The following is a 17,218-nucleotide window of genomic DNA, read 5'->3' as shown; positions in this document are numbered from 1 at the left end:
AAACACTAATGTCCTATCTATCTATATTTATGTCCACTTGCTTTGATTCAACAAAAAACGCCGGCAGCATCGTCATGCCACCGGCGTCCTGGTATTACAGGGTTGAATCGCCACAATGGCGTTCTACCTTGTAAAATTACTTCTTAAGGTTGTAGAAAGATTTGATTCCGTTGAAGCGAGCTGTTTCGCCAAGCTGGTCTTCGATGCGAAGAAGCTGGTTGTATTTCGCTACGCGGTCTGTACGTGATGGTGCACCAGTCTTGATTTGGCCAGCGTTTGTTGCAACAGCGATGTCAGCGATTGTTGAATCTTCTGTTTCACCAGAACGGTGAGAGATTACTGCTGTATAGCCTGCGCGCTGTGCCATTTCGATTGCGTCGAAGGTTTCTGTCAAAGTACCGATTTGGTTAACTTTGATCAGGATTGAGTTGCCAACGCCTTGCTCGATACCTTGTGAAAGCTTCTTCGTGTTTGTTACGAACAAGTCGTCACCAACAAGCTGAACTTTTCCGCCAAGGCGCTCAGTCAATAATTTGTGGCCTTCCCAGTCATTTTCATCCAAACCGTCTTCGATTGAGATGATTGGGTACTTAGAAGCCATTTCTTCGTACCAGTCTACCATTTCTGCAGATGTTTTAACTACGCCTTCGCCAGAAAGATGGTACTTGCCGTCTTCTTTGTTGAAGAACTCAGAAGATGCAGCGTCCATAGCTAGCATGATTTGCTCACCTGGCTTGTAGCCTGCTTTTTCGATCGCAGTTACGATTGTTTGAAGTGCTTCTTCGTTTGATCCTAGGTTTGGAGCGAATCCGCCTTCGTCACCTACAGCTGTGTTCAAGCCTTTGTCTTTTAGAACTGACTTCAGGCTGTGGAAGATTTCCGCACCCATGCGAAGTGCTTCACGGAAGTTTTCAGCGCCAACAGGCATTACCATGAATTCCTGGATGTCCACGTTGTTGTCAGCGTGCTCGCCGCCGTTAACGATGTTCATCATTGGAACTGGTAGCTGCTTGGAGTTGAATCCGCCAAGGTATTGGTATAAAGGAAGGTCAAGGTAGTCTGCAGCAGCGTGTGCAACAGCCATGGAAACGCCAAGGATTGCGTTAGCGCCCAGCTTGCCTTTGTTTTCAGTGCCATCTAATTCGATTAGCGCCATGTCGATTCCGTTCTGGTCAAGAACGTTGAACTCTTCGCCAACAAGGAATGGAGCGATGATTTCGTTCACGTTGTCAACTGCTTTTAAAACACCCTTGCCAAGGTAGCGGCCTTTGTCGCCGTCACGAAGTTCAACTGCTTCGTATTCACCAGTTGAAGCACCACTTGGAACTAGCGCGCGTCCGAATGCGCCTGATTCTGTGAAAACTTCTACCTCAACTGTTGGGTTACCGCGGGAATCTAATACTTCACGTGCATATACGTCTGTAATGAATGGCATAGTAATCTCTCCTTATTTTTTAATTAATGATGTTCCTGTCATTTCGGCTGGCTTATCCAGTCCTAGTAATTCTAATATAGTTGGAGCAAGGTCGCCGAGGATTCCATCTTCACGAAGCTCTGCGCCTTCTTTCGTTACAATGACAGGCACCGGATTTGTCGTGTGGGCTGTCATTGGGTTTCCTTCAAGCGTCACGACTTCATCTGCGTTTCCGTGGTCAGCAGTGATGATCGCTGTTCCGCCTTTTGAAACAATCAGGTCAACGATGCGACCAAGGCACTCGTCAACTGTTTCAATAGCCTGGATCGTCGGCTCAAGCATGCCTGAGTGTCCAACCATGTCAGGGTTTGCAAAGTTCAATAAAATCGCATCGAAGTTATCCGCTTCGATTTCCTTGATCAATGCATCTGTTACTTCATTAGCGCTCATCTCAGGCTGCAAGTCATATGTTGCAACCTTAGGCGAGTTGATCAAAATCCGCTTTTCGCCAGGGAATTCCTGCTCACGTCCGCCGCTCATGAAGAACGTTACATGCGGATATTTTTCCGTTTCAGCAATTCGAAGCTGAGTCATGCCAGCCTGTGAAATCACTTCACCGACAGTGTTATCTAGGTTAGATGGCTCGAACGCCACATATCCGTCAACGGTCTCACTGAAGTGTGTCAAGCATACGAAGTGAAGGTTCTCAGGATGAGCTTCGCCTCTGTCGAATGAACGGAAGTCTTTATTTGTAAAAGTGTTTGAAATCTGGATTGCGCGGTCAGGACGGAAGTTGTAGAAAATCACAGCATCGTCGTTCTGGACCGTCGCAACCGGTGAACCATCCGGGCGCACAAGCACAGATGGGACAACGAATTCATCAAAGATCCCGTTATTATAGTTATCTTCGATCAATTCCATTGGGTTCGAGTACGTAGGTCCGTCGCCGTATACCATTGAACGGTAGGATTTCTCCACACGTTCCCAGCGCTTATCGCGGTCCATAGAATAGTATCGCCCAGAAATCGTAGCAAATTCACCGACACCGATTTCATTCATTTTTTCTAACGTTTGTTCAATATAGCCTGGCGCCGTTTTCGGTCCGACATCGCGTCCGTCAAGGAAGCCATGTACGTATACCTTTTCCAGGCCTTCGCTGGCAGCAAGCTTCAACAAAGCAAACATGTGCTCAATGTGGCTATGCACGCCGCCGTCAGACAGCAAGCCCATCAAGTGAAGGGCAGTGCCTTTTTCCTTAGCATGCTTGATCGCTGCATGGAAGGTTTCATTTTTTTCAAATTCGCCTTCACGAATCGAAATATTCACGCGAGTAAGACTCTGATAAACGATACGGCCAGCACCGATGTTCAGGTGCCCAACCTCTGAGTTACCCATTTGGCCCTCTGGCAGGCCGACCGCTTCTCCGCTCGCAATCAGCTGTGCATGCGGAAAGTGGTTCCAATAGCGGTCAAAATTCGGCTTTTTCGCCTGGGCAACGGCATTTCCCATCCGTTCGCCACGCAGCGCGAAGCCATCCAGAATGATCAAAGCTGTTGGTGACTTTTTACTCATTACTACCTGCCTCCAATAGCTGCAAGAAGGAATCTGTCTCAAGGCTTGCTCCGCCGACCAATGCGCCGTCGATGTCAGGCTGTGACATGTATTCCTTGATGTTAGCCGGCTTCACGCTGCCGCCGTACTGGATGCGGACTGCTTCAGCCACTTCTGGTGAAAATTGCTCTGCGATTACCTTGCGGATGTGCGCGCAAGTTTCGTTCGCATCTTCAGCTGTAGAAGATTTGCCTGTTCCAATCGCCCAGATTGGCTCATAAGCGATGACCGTTTGCTTAACCTGCTGTTCTGTAAGGCCATTTAGACCTGCTTTGATTTGGCCGCCAACAAATTCATTTGTTTCGCCATTTTCACGCTGTTCAAGCGTTTCGCCGCAGCAAACGATAGGTGTCAAATTGTATTTGAATGCAGACAAAGTCTTTTTATTCACTGTGTCATCCGTTTCATTGAACATTTCACGGCGTTCAGAGTGTCCGATGATCACGTATTTTGCACCGATATCCTGCAATGCTTTCGGGCTGACTTCGCCTGTAAAAGCACCGCTTTCTTCGAAGTGCATGTTTTGCGCACCGATTTCAACGTCTGAATTCTGTGTTAGCTCAACAAGCTGTCCAAGGAACAAAGCTGGAGCACAAACAACAGATTCAACCTTGTCCGTTGAAGGAACAAGACCGCTCACTTTTTCGATAAAATCCTTTGCTTCAGGCAGCGTTTTATGCATTTTCCAGTTACCTGCAATGATAGGTTTTCGCATGCTGACACTTCCTTTCAAAATTGCTGTTTTACACAGCGTTGTTATGCTTTATTAAAAAAAGTTCCCTCTGGATGTTGGGCTAAACTATTTTATCTTTGCAAGAGCGGCTAGGACCACAGCGGTCAGGATCCGCACCCTTACACTGCTTCCGGCACCGCCTTGCTAATCTTTAGAGAATCAAAACTTACTTATCGTTCAATGCCACTACGCCTGGCAGCTGTTTGCCTTCCATGAACTCAAGGGAAGCACCGCCGCCCGTTGAAATGTGGCTCATTTTTTCAGCTAGGTTGAATTTCTCAACAGCTGCTGCAGAGTCTCCTCCACCGATAACCGAATATGTATCATTAGCATCGGCTAAAGCTTGTGCAACAGCTTTTGTTCCTTGTGCGAACTTGTCGATTTCGAAAACGCCCATTGGTCCATTCCAGATGACCAATTTAGACTTTTGAATGACATCGCGATAGGTTTCCGCTGTCTTAGGCCCGATATCAAGAGCTTCCCAGTCTGCAGGAATTTCCTCAATAGCAACGACCTTTGTATTCGCATCAGCAGAAAAATCATCAGCAACGATGGCATCTACAGGCATGTAGAAGTTTACACCCTTCGCCTTTGCTTTTTCCATGAATCCCTTAGCCAATTCAATTTTATCTTCTTCTAAAAGAGATTTTCCTACTTCGTGGCCCTGTGCTTTTACGAAAGTATAAGCAAGTCCGCCGCCGATAATCAGGTTATCTACTTGTTCCAATAGGTTGTCAATTACGCCGATCTTGTCTTTAACCTTCGCGCCGCCGATGATTGCTGTGAAAGGGCGCTCTGGATTTGACAATGCTTTTCCAAGAACATCAAGTTCTTTTTCCATCAAAAAGCCTGATACGGCAGGAAGGTGCTTAGCGATGCCTTCAGTTGAAGCGTGCGCACGGTGTGCTGCTCCAAATGCGTCATTCACATAAACATCAGCCAGCTCTGCAAATGCTTTTGCCAGTTCAGGATCGTTTTTCTCTTCGCCAGGATAGAAGCGGACATTCTCAAGAAGCAGGACGTCGCCTTCGTTCATGCTGTCGATTTCGGATTTTACAGACTCACCATAAGCTTCATCTGTTTTCTTTACATCCTTGCCAAGCAGCTCAGACAAACGCTTTGCCACTGGAGTCAAACGCAATTCTTCAACAGCCTGCCCTTTTGGACGGCCAAGGTGACTTGCAAGAAGGACTTTCGCACCCTGATCAACCAGGTACTGGATTGTTGGCAGCGCAGCACGAATTCTTGTTTCATCCGTTACCTGCCCATCCTTCATCGGCACGTTGAAATCAACGCGGCAAAAAACTCGTTTTCCTTTTACATCCACATCTTTTACTGTCTTTTTGTTCAAGGCTAGAGACCTCCTTTAGAATAGCGCAATTGCGCGATTAAGCAGAAAAAGAGGAGAGGGAATTTACCCCGCTCCCCTTTTCATCCCACTACATTATAGTCGTTAATGGATGGTTAATCCAATCTTATCTTACAGACCTTTTTCAGCGATGAAATCAACAAGGTCAACTACACGGTGAGAATAGCCAGACTCGTTGTCGTACCAAGAGATGACTTTCGCCATGTTGCCTTCCATTACCATAGTTGAAAGTGCATCGATTGTTGAAGAGTGAGGGTTGCCGTTGTAGTCACCAGATACTAGCGGCAATTCGCTGTAAGCAAGGATTCCTTTAAGATCGCCTTCAGCAGCTTTCTTAAATGCACCATTGATTTCATCAACCGTTACGTCTTTTTCAAGCTCAACAACAAGGTCAACTAGTGAAACGTTTGGAGTTGGAACACGCATTGCTCCACCGTTCAATTTACCTTTAAGTTCAGGCAATACTAGAGAAACTGCTTTTGCAGCACCAGTTGTTGTAGGAATGATGTTTTCCGCAGCTGCACGTGCACGACGGTAGTCTTTGTGCGGAAGGTCAAGAATTTGCTGGTCATTTGTGTAAGAGTGAACTGTTGTCATCATACCGCGCTTGATGCCGAAGTTGTCATTCAATACTTTCGCAAATGGAGCCAGGCAGTTTGTAGTACAAGATGCATTAGAGATTACGTGGTGATTAGCTGCATCGTACTTGTCGTCGTTTACACCCATAACGATTGTGATATCTTCGTCAGATGCTGGTGCAGAGATGATAACCTTCTTCGCACCTGCTTCAAGGTGCTTCGCAGCATCTGCGCGCTTAGTGAAACGTCCAGTAGATTCTACTACTACTTCTACGCCAAGGTCGCCCCAGCCAAGTTGAGCAGGATCTCTTTCAGCTAAAACTTTAACACGCTTGCCGTCAACAACGATTGAATCGCCATCAACTGTTACTTCTGCATCCAAAGTTCCGTGAACTGAGTCATATTTTAAAAGATGAGCAAGCATGTTTGCATCAGTTAAATCGTTAACTGCTACTACTTCCACATTAGGGTTTTTCAATGCCGCGCGGAAAACCACGCGTCCAATTCTACCAAATCCGTTAATACCAACTTTTACTGCCATGTGTATTTCCTCCTTTGATTCCTATAAAGGTGTTGTTTATATTAAGGTGTTACCCTTGTAACAATGTTTTAGCGGCGCCTTCATCCGTGATCAGGATCGTTGAGTCAGGTGCCTGCTTCATATAGGCTCTGATTGCCTTTGCCTTCGATGCTCCGCCGGCAACCGCAATGACATCCCCTATATTATTGAGATCATCCATTTGGAGACCGATCGTCAGCACTTTGTGGACGATTTCCCCGGCTTCGTTGAAATAGTAGCCGAAAGCCTCGCCAACTGCTTTTCCATCGAGGATCTTATGTAAATCCTCCGGGCTGGTATTGCGACGTTCCGCCATTGTAATAGCGTCTCCAATACCATGTAAAACCATGCTTGCTGACTTAACTAAATTCCAAACCTCATAAATCAGCGGTTCTTTGATGAAGGTTTTATAAACTTCGCTGCTGACCTGGTCGGGCACATAAAAGACCCGGTTACGTGAATTAGTGTTATCCGCCATGATCGCGCAAATCGTGTTTGCCTGATTCTTGACGTCTTCGCCAATTCCGCCCCTTGCCGGCACGAACAGCAAATCCTTCTCGCCGAAGTCGGGTGTCAACATTTCCGCCACAGCCGCCATAGTCGAACCTCCGGTCACAGCAATTATATTTTTGCTTTGAAGAAGATTTTTCATACTATTTGCTGTCGCGCGCCCCAGCTCACTTTTCACCCATGGCGACTGGTCGCTGTCCCCTGGGACAACAATCACTTTCCTGATCCCCATGCGTTCCTGAAGCTGGCGCTCTAGTCTGTCTATACCCATAATGTCTCGCATTACACTATCAAGACTTTCCAGTATATCTTTTCCCTCTTTGGTCAGTGTCATTCCCTGCCCCGACATCGAGATCAGATTCTGGTCTTTCAAAAACTCCACCTCAGAACGCAAAACCCGTTCAGTCAAATTCAGGCTTACTGAAAGGTTTCTCCTGCCAACCGGCTGCATCACGTTTATGTACTGCAGGATGAGGTATCGTTTTTGCATAACTTGCAATAAATCGGGCAATATTCTTTTTTGAATATCAATGAGCGAAAAGTCCATGTTGATATTCTCCTTTTCCAGCGTTGGACTTAAAATGTCCCGCTAAGACATATTATGTCCCACTCGCGGTAAAAAAAATCACCCCTGCTACAGATTTCATTCTAACAGGAGTGAAAACCTTAATCAACTTATAAACTCAAGGTTTTTTCTTGAAAACGCTTCACTTATGAACTTTTTGTTCACAATACCGTATTGAAGTTCTTCTCCATCCAATTCCACGACAGGAATCATGATTCCATACTTCTCAACAAGCTCGTCATCAAGGTCGATATTGATCTCTTCTATAGAAAAATCCCAATCCTGCTGAAGATCTTCAAGGATTTCTCGTGCTGTTTCGCACAGATGGCAGCGCGGCCGGGAGTAGAGTTTGACTGTTTTCTTCATTTTGGTCTCCTTATACTAGTATCATTCGCCCACTTTGGTGGATATTCGCAAATTAAGATGCTTTATTCGCAAAACAAGAAATTTGTTCGCAATTCCACGTGCTTTATTGCAAAAGAATATATTTATTCGCAAATTTATCGCTGTTTATTCGCAAAACGGAAAATATCTTCCATTTTCTAATCAAATCTCTTCCTCTTTGAAGATGATGGTATGCCCAACTGGTCCCTGTACTTTGCGACGGTTCTGCGTGATAGGACCATCCCCTCTTGTTCCTCTAGCATTTCCACAAGTTTCTGATCTGATATGGGCTTCTTTTTATCTTCTTCTTTTATATAATGCTCTATTGCTGCTTTTACTTTTTGCGATGAAGCCTGGTCGTTCTCTGTTGTCTGGACGGCACTTGTGAAAAATGATTTCAATTCGTAAGTGCCGGCCGGTGTCTGCATATATTTTTCACGGACAGTGCGGCTTACGGTCGATTCATGGATTTCGAGCTCATCGGCAACTTCCCTCATCGTCATCGGTTTCAGATGCGCAGGTCCTATTAAAAAGAAATCCTGCTGTTTCTCGATAATTTTCATCGATACTTTCAAGAGCGTTTCCTTCCTTTGCACCAGGCTGCGCTGGATCCACTGATAGTCCCCCTGCTTTTCCTGCAGGTATTTATTGACTTCCGGATCCTTGTGTCCGGATAGCTGCCGGAAATATCCTTCATTAAAAGAGACCCTTGGTATCAGCGCATCGAACACACTTACCGATAGTTCTTCCCCCTCACGTTTGACGACCACATCAGGAACGATATAGGCAGATTTTTCACGCTGGAACGCTGCACCTGGTTTCGGGTTAAGCTGCTGGATATCGTCATGGACTTTTTGGATTTCCTTCACATCGATATTCAGCATCTTCGCCAGCGCTTTCCACTTTTTCTCGGCAAAAAGCATGAAATGGTCACGTATAATTGTTATTGCGAGTTCGTTTTCAGGTGTGCGCTTCTGTCTTGTCAGTTGAAGCAGCAGGCATTCCCTGAGGTCTTTAGACCCGATCCCGGCCGGGTCCAGCGACTGGAGTTTAAAAAATGCTGATTCAACAATTTCATTTTCAACATTATATCTTTTTACAAGGTTTTCTCGATCAAGAGTCAAGTAACCGTTTTCATCTATGTTTTCAATCAATTCATGTAAAATCATTTTTTCTTCAGGAGTTGCTTTTAGCAAGTTTAATTGTGAAAAAAGATAGTCTTCGAGCGTCTCATCCGCCCCAGCGCCAATCTGCTCAATCAAGTTTTTCTGGTCCCGTTCAAATGTCTTTTTTCTCGTTTTTCGCGTACGGTCCATACTCGCATCAAAATGAGAGATGTTTTTAAAATCAACTTGCATAAGGGGATTTTCCATTGATTTAGCTTCAAGAAATGCCGCAAGCTCCTGTGCGGAATATTGCAAAAGTGCAATCGCCTGGGTCAGTTCCTGAGTCATTGCCAACTTTAACGTCTGTTTTTGCCATAAACCAGCTTTCAAATCCATCCAAATCACCCCTTCACCCATTTTACATGATAAACAGGCTTTGGTGTATGGAAAGAATTTGGTATCCCATCGACTTCTTGTATCTAAAAAACCTCTTGCCCTGAATCAGGCAAGAGGTTTTCAGCAACAAATTTAGCGGTCTTCTTTAAGCTTCCGCTGCTCTCCTAAGATTTAATGTTATCTTTTGCGTCTGAGAGATCTGTTTACAGCTGGAGTGTTTCTAGTTTGAGTATTGCGGGTAGGAGTTGTTGGTGCAGGAGGCGGACAATTTGTTGATGGTGCTCCTAACACTGCTGGTTCTTCCTCAGGTACAACACAATCCGGCAACTCAACTGTATAGTTGATAACAGCACTTGTGCCTGCATCATTTACTGTTACAGAGTTGATTGTAATGTCAATATCCTCACATGTAAGTTCACCTTCTGGGAATGGGTTATCATCAATGTTGCATGTGAAGCAAGTTTGCGTTACGACAATTGTATCGTTACAGCACTCATATAATTCAGTCGTTTGGCAATCTGCTGTTTTGGGAACGTTGAACTGTATATCCAGAGTTACTGTTCGGGTCCATGGGAATACCTCACAGCAGCAAATGAGGGATTGACCGCACACAAACACCTCAGCTGGCGCTTGACAAGTCTCCGTTGGTGCTACTACATCTTCATCGACAATGCAGAAACCAAATAACACATCTTCGGTAGCTACCTCTGCCGGGATTGTAAAGCAAGTTGTAGGAACAGTTGCTGGACAATCAAAGGTGTCAATATCTTCTTCTGGACATTCACAAGCGTCTGGGCAAACTATACAAGACGGAACACAGATCTCCCCACAAAATGTTTCTCCGGCAGAGGTCAACGCTGCACAGCCAGTTTCAAAGCTAGGTGGTTGATTAATGATAAAGGCAAATAATTGTGATATACCTTCGGATAAACCGTCTGGCAAGTCATCGAATTTAAAACCTACCACTGTTTCTAACGCACTACAAGGTGAGTCTTCAGGACATTCTCTAGGAGCAGGTTCAGGCCCAGGAGGACAATCGTCATATGGCTCCAAGCTATCTAAGATTTCCTGTGTCACTTCTCCCGTAAAAAGATCGCTAGTAAAGCATTGTTCAACTGGAAAGCAATCTCCATCGATTTCTAAAACCCAATCACTTAAGTCTTGAGCGCCTTCGAGGCCTTCAATAAGATAAATCCACCTATATCCTGCACCAAATCGCTCAACCTCAAACAATGATAATTGGTAATTTCCAATAATAACCGGTCCAGACGGGCAATCATCAGGAAATTGCTGCAATAAATTAAAATGTGGCATTAACATCTTCCTTTCATATATTTTGGAGGTGAAATTATACCTCTCTACTACTCTATGAAAAGGATGGGATGCTTGTTTAGGTGAATGCTCCTAGTCATTTGCATTAATTTAATAGTAATAGGAAAATTCACATGGTGTGACCGCGGAAAACAAAAAAGTCCCGCTGAGCTTTTTTTAGCTCAGCGGGATTTTTATGACGCCCTCGGCAGGAATCGAACCCACATCTCAAGAACCGGAATCTTACGTGCTATCCGTTGCACCACGAGGGCATGTTTCAAGTTAACGTTACGCTTACCTATTATAGGGTAAGTTCGGTTCCTTTGCAAGGAGGATTTTTTGGAATGTCAGCCGTTGCTCTTGTTTAAAAAAGACATTCTTGGGTAAGATGGATACGGTACAGTAAATTGGAATATACATTATTGTCGAACAGTTTCTGCAGGCTAATCAAGCGATTCGTTTGACCTTTATTGACCATGCGTGTATCATAAAACTACATAGGTGTTCTGGCAAGCGAACCAGTTTATGCCAGCCTGCAATTTGCCTTTTTAGAAGGAAGCAAATTGCCTTTTTAAGGCAACAACTGCTTTTTTTAAAAAGTGCAGTAAAAAGATCTTTACGTTAAAGGAGGAAAACAAACATGAACTTGATTCCTACAGTTATTGAACAAACGAATCGGGGCGAAAGGGCATATGACATTTATTCCCGCCTTTTAAAGGATCGCATCATTATGCTGGGAAGCGCAATCGATGACAATGTTGCCAACTCAATCGTAGCCCAGTTGCTTTTCCTGGAAGCAGAAAATCCGGAAAAAGACATATCCATCTACATCAATAGCCCGGGCGGCAGCATCACTGCCGGCATGGCAATCTACGATACTATGCAGTTCATCAAGCCAAATGTACAAACAATCTGTATCGGTATGGCTGCTTCAATGGGTGCATTCCTGCTCGCTGCTGGTACAAAAGGCAAGCGTTTTGCCCTTCCGAACGCAGAAGTCATGATTCACCAGCCACTAGGTGGTGCTCAGGGACAGGCGACAGAAATCGAAATCGCTGCAAAGCGCATTCTTTTCCTTCGTGAAAAGCTGAATACAATCCTTTCTGAGCGCACTGGCCAGCCGCTTGAAGTCATCGCGAAAGATACTGACCGTGACAACTTCATGACAGCTGAGCGCGCAAAGGAATATGGTCTTGTTGACCAGATCATCACTCGCAACGTCCTTGAAGAAAAGAAAGATAAATAAGATGAATGAAAACTCGCTCCTGTTTGCCAGGAGCGAGTTTTTTAATGGGCCATATTTTTTTAAAAGAATTAGTTCTCTTTCTGGATGTATTCAGCCAGCTTTTCCACAGCTTCTTCTTCATCATTGCCTTCAGCGATCAGGTTCACAGATGCGCCAGCACTAACGGCAAGGCTCATCAATCCCATGATGCTTTTAGCGTTTACCTTTTTTCCATCTTTCTCAAGAAAAATATCAGATGAGAACCTGTTTGCTTCCTGCACGAACAATGCCGCGGGACGAGCTTGTAAACCAGTTTTCAATTTTACTTCCACCTGTTTTTCAACCATTGCGTTTTCCTCCTCTAGCCCTCTATTTATTTGTAATTTGTCCGGCACGCAGTTTATCTGCTATTTCATCGATCTTTCGCAGCCGGTGATTGATTCCTGATTTGCTGATTGTCCCCCCGCTTACCATCTCGCCCAACTCTTTAAGCGTGACATCCTGGTAGTCGACACGGAGCTGAGCGATTTCCCTCAGTTTTTCCGGTAAAATTTGCAGGCCGACCGTATCCCTTATGAAGCGGATATTCTCTACCTGTCTAAGCGCAGCGCCAATTGTTTTATTCAAGTTAGCTGTTTCACAATTTACTAGACGGTTAACCGAGTTTCTCATGTCACGCACAATCCGGATATCCTCGAATCTCAGCAGCGCATTATACGCACCAACGATGGTCAAAAACTCAGTGATCTTTTCAGCTTCCTTCAAATAGGTGATGAAGCCTTTTTTTCGCTCAAGCGTTTTGCTGTTCAACCCGAATGTATTCATCAGCTCACATAATGATTCATTATGCTCCTGGTACATGGAGGCAATCTCCAAATGGTAGGAGGACGTTTCCGGATTGTTCACAGAACCTCCTGCAAGGAAGGCACCTCTTAAATAAGAACGCTTACAACATTTCTTTTTCACCAGTGCAGGTGAAATATCATGAATAATTTCAAAGCCTTCTCCTATAATCTTTAAATCCTCCAGAATATCCCTGGCTGATTCCTTAAGGCGGACAATATAAACATTATTCTTTTTCAGCCGCATCTTTTTACGCACCAGCAGCTCTACCTGAACCTGATAACTTTTTTTGATCAAGGTATAGATCCGCCTGGCAATCGCGGCATTTTCCGTCTGTATGTCTACGATGAGTTTGCGATTTGAGAAGGAAAGGGAACCATTCATCCGGATTAAAGCTGACAGTTCCGCGTCAGCGCAGCAGCCCTTCACGTCAATATTCGTGAGTTCTTTTTTTGTTTCCGAAGCGAACGACACCTTCTCACCCCCCTGTTTATATAGCGCTGGCACTCTAAATCAGCAAGCGCAGCAGCTGTCTTTTTATTTTAATGCGAAAATGCTTTTTAGGCTTAATACACTTAAACGCACTTTTTCAAAAAGAGACAAACGCTTGCATCCTATATTTACGCGTTATATCTCTTTTTGGTTTCATCTATTATCATAGAATATAAAATTTCTGAAACTTTTTTTGTGTCATGCCTGATAACATTGCCATCAAGCTCAGCAATTTCATCCTGGACGACTTCAATTCCCAATGACATCAGCCGGTCAAGGTCAAAATGGACAGGCTGGGCAAGCTCTTCCTTATAGCGGAGCTCCACATCCGGCGGGATTGTCTCACTATTGACAAGGATCGTATCGATAAAAGCACAGTCCATGTGGTCATAGATCGCTTTTATATGATCACTGGCAGCAAAATCATGCGTTTCCCCTGCCTGGGTCATCAGATTGCAAATATACACTTTCCGTGCCTTCGCTTTGCATACTTCCTTGCCAAGTCTCTTCACGAGCAAATTCGGCAGGATGCTTGTATACAAACTGCCAGGACCAATCACGATCAAATCAGCTTCCCTGATCGCCTGGAGCGTTTCAGGCAATGGCTTCACGCCTTCTGGATTCAAAAAGACTCTTTTGATCCTTTTTCCTGAGTATGGAATTTTAGATTCTCCCCTGACAATGCTGTCGTCCTCCATCACGGCATTTAGCATGACGCTCCTGTTCGCGGCCGGCAGCACTTTCCCGCGCACATTCAGGACCTTGCTCATTTCCTGGATCGCGTGGACAAAATTGCCGGTGATCGACGTCATCGCAGCCAAGATCAGATTGCCTAGCGAGTGGCCGGACAATTCATTGGCTGTATTGAACCGGTGCTGGAACATCTCTTCAATCAGTGGCTCCACATCAGATAGTGCAGCAAGGACATTCCGGATATCACCCGGTGGAGGAATACTCATATCCTCCCTCAACCGGCCGGAGCTGCCGCCGTCATCAGCAACCGTGACGATCGCAGTGATGTCCACAGGGTGCTTTTTCAAACCCCGCAACAGGACTGGGAGGCCCGTTCCCCCCCCGATGATGACGATTCTTGGCAATCCATCACTCATCATTTTATATGTCCCTGCCTTTTCTCGATATCACGGTGAGTTACACGGGTATGATAGTCTTTTTCGAAAAACTTGGCGATGTGTTCTGCCAATGCCACGGAACGATGCTGGCCGCCTGTGCAGCCAATGGCGATGATGAGCTGTGCCTTTCCTTCCCGCTTATAATGAGGGAGCATGAAACTCAGCAAATCTGTCACCTTTTCGAGGAACTTGCTTGTCTCGTTCCATTTTAAAACATATGTCGACACATCTTCATCAAGACCAGTTTTCGGACGCATATGTTCGATATAATGCGGATTCGGCAAAAAGCGGACGTCGAAAACAAGGTCGGCATCGATCGGTATTCCATGCTTGAAACCGAAGGACATGACATTGACGGTAAAAATCGTCTTCTTGTTCACCGAAAACTCCTCAAGGATTTTTTCACGGAGATCCTTCGGCTTCATGCCCGTTGTTTTATAAAGAAGCTGCGCCCTGCCCTTCAGCTCTTCCAAAAGCTCGCGTTCTAGCTGGATGCCTTCAAGCGGCAGTCCTGACGGAGCAAGCGGGTGCGAACGTCTCGTTTCTTTATAGCGGCGCACAAGAGTGGAATCATCCGCGTCTAGGAACAATACCTGCGGTGTCACCCAAGAAGTTTCCGCCAGATCATCCAGCGCCTTGAAAAGCGAATCAAAGAACTCGCGTCCGCGCAAGTCCATGACGAGTGCCACTTTGTTCATTTTCGTGCCAGATTCCTTCATTAGCTCAAGGAATTTCGGCAGCAATGTCGGCGGCAGGTTGTCGACGCAGAAAAAACCAAGGTCTTCGAAGCTCTGGATGGCGACGGTCTTCCCTGCGCCAGACATACCTGTTATAATCACGAGCTGGGTATCAGTGCTTGAACCGGTACTCATTTCTCTCTCCCCCTGCTATTCAAGTTATTTATCAATTTGGATCGAGCCTGTAATTGATCAGCTCAAAATCCGGTGTATAAGTAAAGGTGCCATAGATTATTCCTTGTCCATGGACCATATATTCCAAAATGTGATAATCTCCCGCTGCCATTGGCAGGTCTTTGATGTCGTCAAGCTCATGCCAGGAAATCGTGCCTTCCTCTGATTCATCGAGATTGATGCCATCAGCCTCAGTCGCGTAGAACGTGAACATCATCCACTCGGACACGACTTGATCATCCTCCTTGATGACAAACGTGAAAATCCCTTTGATTTGCGGATTTCTCAGGTAAATGCCTGTTTCTTCACGAAATTCCCGGACACATGAATCCTTCACGGTTTCTCCTGGTTCCATTTTTCCGCCTGGAGCCACCCACCAATTTCGGCGCGGCTTTTGCAGCAGCAAAATCTTATCATCTTTTACTAAAACACAATTCGTCACTCGCTGCATCCAATCCACCTCTTTATATGCAGGCCAACTAGGCTTGTAAAAATCTTCGTATGCATTGCCGTTTTTTACACAGAAATGGCTGCTGTTTTCGATTCAAATCAATATCAAAAAAAAAGCAGCATTCTGAAAAAAGCAGTCCTGCAAATTAGCTCAACTTTTATTCTTTCCATTATACTATTTTTAGTTTTTCGCCACAATGAATACAAAGATGATATTTTTGTTAAGGAGTAAGTGAATTCTGCAGATTTAAATTCTAGCTGGCGTATGGTGTTATAATCCGTTTCAATGGCCTGTTTCATTTTTTTGCAAAAAAAAGAGCACAGGATAACCTGTGCCGTCAAAGGATTATATTTTTAAAAGGGGGTCAATTTCTACTCCTATAATACCCCATGATTGTTTCACTACTGTTACAGGAGAATTAATATATAATTACGGTTTGTTAATTTATGCCGTGATGGGATGTTTTTACCAGCAGATTGGAAAAACCCGCTGAATCGTATCCAGCGGGTTTGGCATTTGGATTATGCGTTTGCTTTTAATTCTTCCATCAATTCTTCGACATAATGCTGTGCATTTTGTGCGGCGATACTGCCGTCGCCAGTTGCTGTAACAATTTGGCGAAGTGTTTTTTCACGAATGTCTCCAGCTGCAAAAATGCCTGGGACTTTCGTTTCCATTTGTTCGTTTGTTTCGATATAGCCGTTGCTGTTCGTGATGCCAAGGCCTTCGAATGGCTTTGTCAATGGAACCATTCCGATGTAGATGAACACACCATCTGCGGCGAACTCTTTTTCCGCACCATCTTGTGTCGAAACTAGCGTTACGCTGCCAACCTTGCCATCTTTGTCGTTGATTTGCTTAACAGTGTGATTCCAGATGAAATCAATTTTGTCATTGGCAAATGCACGATCCTGAAGGATTTTTTGCGCACGAAGCTCATCACGGCGGTGAACGATTGTCACTTTTGAAGCGAAGCGAGTCAAGTAAACGCCTTCTTCTACCGCTGAGTCTCCGCCACCGACAACAACAAGTTCTTTGTTTTTAAAGAATGCGCCGTCACAAACCGCACAGTAAGAAACACCGCGGCCGCCAAGCTCCTGTTCGCCAGGAACTCCCAACTTCTTGTACTCTGCACCAGCAGAAAGAATGATCGAGCGAGCCTTATATTCCTTGTTGCCAGCTTTTATGATTTTATATTCCTTGCCATCGATGACTTCTTTTACATCACCGTAAGCATATTCAGCACCGAATTTTTTCGCGTGGTCAAACATTTTAGTTGAAAGCTCAGGTCCAAGAATATGGTCAAAACCAGGATAGTTTTCAACTTCTTCTGTATTTGCCATTTGTCCGCCCGGCACGCCGCGCTCAAGCATCAGTGTCGACAAGTTCGCACGTGATGTATAAACAGCAGCCGTCATCCCAGCCGGTCCGGCACCGATAATAATGACGTCATAAATTTTCTCTTCTGACATGGTGTACAACTCCTTTTATCAAAATCCCCTATTATTTTCATCCAAGATAGTATTTCCTTCCTAAACATATCCTATAAAACAGGAAGCGCATAGTCCAAAAATATGCTTAATAAAGGTCCCTGTTCACTAAATTGACAAAAGAACAAAAAGCGCAAGCG

16 protein-coding genes and 1 tRNA gene are annotated in these 17,218 nt (G+C 44.9%); 1 reads left to right on the top strand and 16 read right to left on the bottom strand.

From position 1 onward, the window contains the following. Positions 1-136: 136 nt before the first annotated feature. The 10 genes from eno to TY49_RS18865 form a co-directional block, all read right to left on the bottom strand. Positions 137-1,435 carry a phosphopyruvate hydratase gene (gene eno / locus TY49_RS18910; RefSeq protein WP_041967475.1) on the bottom strand — a complete coding sequence of 433 codons (1,299 nt, stop codon included), beginning with the start codon at positions 1,433-1,435 and terminating at the stop codon, positions 137-139. A 12-nt stretch (positions 1,436-1,447) separates the two neighbouring features. Beyond that, positions 1,448-2,986, bottom strand: a complete 1,539-nt coding sequence (gene gpmI / locus TY49_RS18905) for a 2,3-bisphosphoglycerate-independent phosphoglycerate mutase (protein ID WP_041967474.1) — start codon at positions 2,984-2,986, stop codon at positions 1,448-1,450. Next, a complete protein-coding gene (gene tpiA, locus TY49_RS18900) occupies positions 2,979-3,740 on the bottom strand; it encodes a triose-phosphate isomerase (RefSeq protein WP_041967473.1) in 762 nt (253 codons plus the stop codon). Before tpiA ends, gpmI begins: the two co-directional genes overlap by 8 nt. Positions 3,741-3,924: 184 nt before the next feature. Further along, entirely contained in the window at positions 3,925-5,109 is a 1,185-nt protein-coding gene (locus TY49_RS18895) for a phosphoglycerate kinase (RefSeq protein WP_041967472.1), read from the bottom strand. Positions 5,110-5,238: 129 nt separating this feature from the next. Next, positions 5,239-6,246, bottom strand: a complete 1,008-nt coding sequence (gene gap, locus TY49_RS18890) for a type I glyceraldehyde-3-phosphate dehydrogenase (RefSeq protein WP_041967471.1) — start codon at positions 6,244-6,246, stop codon at positions 5,239-5,241. A gap of 49 nt (positions 6,247-6,295) precedes the next feature. Beyond that, positions 6,296-7,321, bottom strand: a complete 1,026-nt coding sequence (locus TY49_RS18885; RefSeq protein WP_041967470.1) for a sugar-binding transcriptional regulator — start codon at positions 7,319-7,321, stop codon at positions 6,296-6,298. A 123-nt stretch (positions 7,322-7,444) separates the two neighbouring features. Further along, positions 7,445-7,705, bottom strand: a complete 261-nt coding sequence (locus TY49_RS18880; protein ID WP_041967469.1) for a glutaredoxin family protein — start codon at positions 7,703-7,705, stop codon at positions 7,445-7,447. A gap of 176 nt (positions 7,706-7,881) precedes the next feature. Further along, the gene (gene rpoN / locus TY49_RS18875) at positions 7,882-9,225 is read right to left on the bottom strand and encodes an RNA polymerase factor sigma-54 (RefSeq protein ID WP_041967468.1); all 1,344 of its coding nucleotides are present in this window, start codon (positions 9,223-9,225) and stop codon (positions 7,882-7,884) included. 177 nt (positions 9,226-9,402) lie between these two features. Next, positions 9,403-10,539 carry a hypothetical protein gene (locus TY49_RS18870; RefSeq protein WP_041967467.1) on the bottom strand — a complete coding sequence of 379 codons (1,137 nt, stop codon included), beginning with the start codon at positions 10,537-10,539 and terminating at the stop codon, positions 9,403-9,405. 197 nt (positions 10,540-10,736) lie between these two features. After that, positions 10,737-10,808: transfer RNA gene (locus TY49_RS18865), tRNA-Arg, on the bottom strand. A 368-nt stretch (positions 10,809-11,176) separates the two neighbouring features. Between TY49_RS18865 and clpP the strand changes: the two genes are divergently transcribed. Then, positions 11,177-11,782: an ATP-dependent Clp endopeptidase proteolytic subunit ClpP gene (gene clpP / locus TY49_RS18860; protein ID WP_041967466.1), complete on the top strand. Its 606-nt coding sequence runs from the start codon at positions 11,177-11,179 to the stop codon at positions 11,780-11,782. Between the two features lie 68 nt (positions 11,783-11,850). Here the strand turns inward: clpP and TY49_RS18855 are convergent, their stop codons facing one another. The 6 genes from TY49_RS18855 to trxB all read right to left on the bottom strand — a co-directional run bounded on the left by TY49_RS18855 (position 11,851) and on the right by trxB (position 17,060). Continuing rightward, on the bottom strand, positions 11,851-12,108 hold the full coding sequence (locus TY49_RS18855; protein WP_041967465.1) for an HPr family phosphocarrier protein: 258 nt from the start codon (positions 12,106-12,108) through the stop codon (positions 11,851-11,853). 22 nt (positions 12,109-12,130) lie between these two features. Continuing rightward, positions 12,131-13,078: a DNA-binding protein WhiA gene (whiA, locus tag TY49_RS18850; RefSeq protein ID WP_041967464.1), complete on the bottom strand. Its 948-nt coding sequence runs from the start codon at positions 13,076-13,078 to the stop codon at positions 12,131-12,133. 146 nt (positions 13,079-13,224) lie between these two features. Continuing rightward, positions 13,225-14,208 (bottom strand): gluconeogenesis morphogenetic factor MgfK, encoded by a 984-nt coding sequence (mgfK, locus tag TY49_RS18845; protein ID WP_041967463.1) that lies wholly within the window; start codon positions 14,206-14,208, stop codon positions 13,225-13,227. After that, positions 14,205-15,098 carry an RNase adapter RapZ gene (rapZ, locus tag TY49_RS18840; RefSeq protein WP_041967462.1) on the bottom strand — a complete coding sequence of 298 codons (894 nt, stop codon included), beginning with the start codon at positions 15,096-15,098 and terminating at the stop codon, positions 14,205-14,207. The genes mgfK and rapZ overlap by 4 nt, the downstream gene beginning before the upstream one ends. Before the next feature lie 31 nt (positions 15,099-15,129). Continuing rightward, positions 15,130-15,588, bottom strand: coding sequence for an NUDIX hydrolase (locus tag TY49_RS18835; protein ID WP_041967461.1), 459 nt, complete (start codon positions 15,586-15,588; stop codon positions 15,130-15,132). Positions 15,589-16,109: 521 nt separating this feature from the next. Beyond that, the gene (gene trxB, locus TY49_RS18830) at positions 16,110-17,060 is read right to left on the bottom strand and encodes a thioredoxin-disulfide reductase (protein WP_041967460.1); all 951 of its coding nucleotides are present in this window, start codon (positions 17,058-17,060) and stop codon (positions 16,110-16,112) included. Between the last annotated feature and the right edge of the window lie 158 nt (positions 17,061-17,218).

Origin of the sequence: Mesobacillus selenatarsenatis SF-1 (assembly GCF_000813125.1) — a bacterium.
Classification (GTDB): domain Bacteria; phylum Bacillota; class Bacilli; order Bacillales; family Cytobacillaceae; genus Mesobacillus; species Mesobacillus selenatarsenatis.
The sequence above is the reverse complement of the archived record's forward strand: the minus strand, read 5'-3'. Positions and strand labels throughout refer to the sequence as shown.

What these genes read in the sequence shown, in the direction of transcription:
- eno (WP_041967475.1), bottom strand. Translation starts at nt 1,435, where the DNA reads ATGCCATTCATTACAGACGTATATGCACGTGAAGTATTAGATTCCCGC.
- gpmI (WP_041967474.1), bottom strand. Translation starts at nt 2,986, where the DNA reads ATGAGTAAAAAGTCACCAACAGCTTTGATCATTCTGGATGGCTTCGCG.
- trxB (WP_041967460.1), bottom strand. Translation starts at nt 17,060, where the DNA reads ATGTCAGAAGAGAAAATTTATGACGTCATTATTATCGGTGCCGGACCG.
- rpoN (WP_041967468.1), bottom strand. Translation starts at nt 9,225, where the DNA reads ATGGATTTGAAAGCTGGTTTATGGCAAAAACAGACGTTAAAGTTGGCA.
- tpiA (WP_041967473.1), bottom strand. Translation starts at nt 3,740, where the DNA reads ATGCGAAAACCTATCATTGCAGGTAACTGGAAAATGCATAAAACGCTG.
- mgfK (WP_041967463.1), bottom strand. Translation starts at nt 14,208, where the DNA reads ATGATGAGTGATGGATTGCCAAGAATCGTCATCATCGGGGGGGGAACG.
- TY49_RS18870 (WP_041967467.1), bottom strand. Translation starts at nt 10,539, where the DNA reads ATGCCACATTTTAATTTATTGCAGCAATTTCCTGATGATTGCCCGTCT.
- TY49_RS18885 (WP_041967470.1), bottom strand. Translation starts at nt 7,321, where the DNA reads ATGGACTTTTCGCTCATTGATATTCAAAAAAGAATATTGCCCGATTTA.
- TY49_RS18855 (WP_041967465.1), bottom strand. Translation starts at nt 12,108, where the DNA reads ATGGTTGAAAAACAGGTGGAAGTAAAATTGAAAACTGGTTTACAAGCT.
- rapZ (WP_041967462.1), bottom strand. Translation starts at nt 15,098, where the DNA reads ATGAGTACCGGTTCAAGCACTGATACCCAGCTCGTGATTATAACAGGT.
- gap (WP_041967471.1), bottom strand. Translation starts at nt 6,246, where the DNA reads ATGGCAGTAAAAGTTGGTATTAACGGATTTGGTAGAATTGGACGCGTG.
- TY49_RS18880 (WP_041967469.1), bottom strand. Translation starts at nt 7,705, where the DNA reads ATGAAGAAAACAGTCAAACTCTACTCCCGGCCGCGCTGCCATCTGTGC.
- TY49_RS18835 (WP_041967461.1), bottom strand. Translation starts at nt 15,588, where the DNA reads ATGCAGCGAGTGACGAATTGTGTTTTAGTAAAAGATGATAAGATTTTG.
- clpP (WP_041967466.1), top strand. Translation starts at nt 11,177, where the DNA reads ATGAACTTGATTCCTACAGTTATTGAACAAACGAATCGGGGCGAAAGG.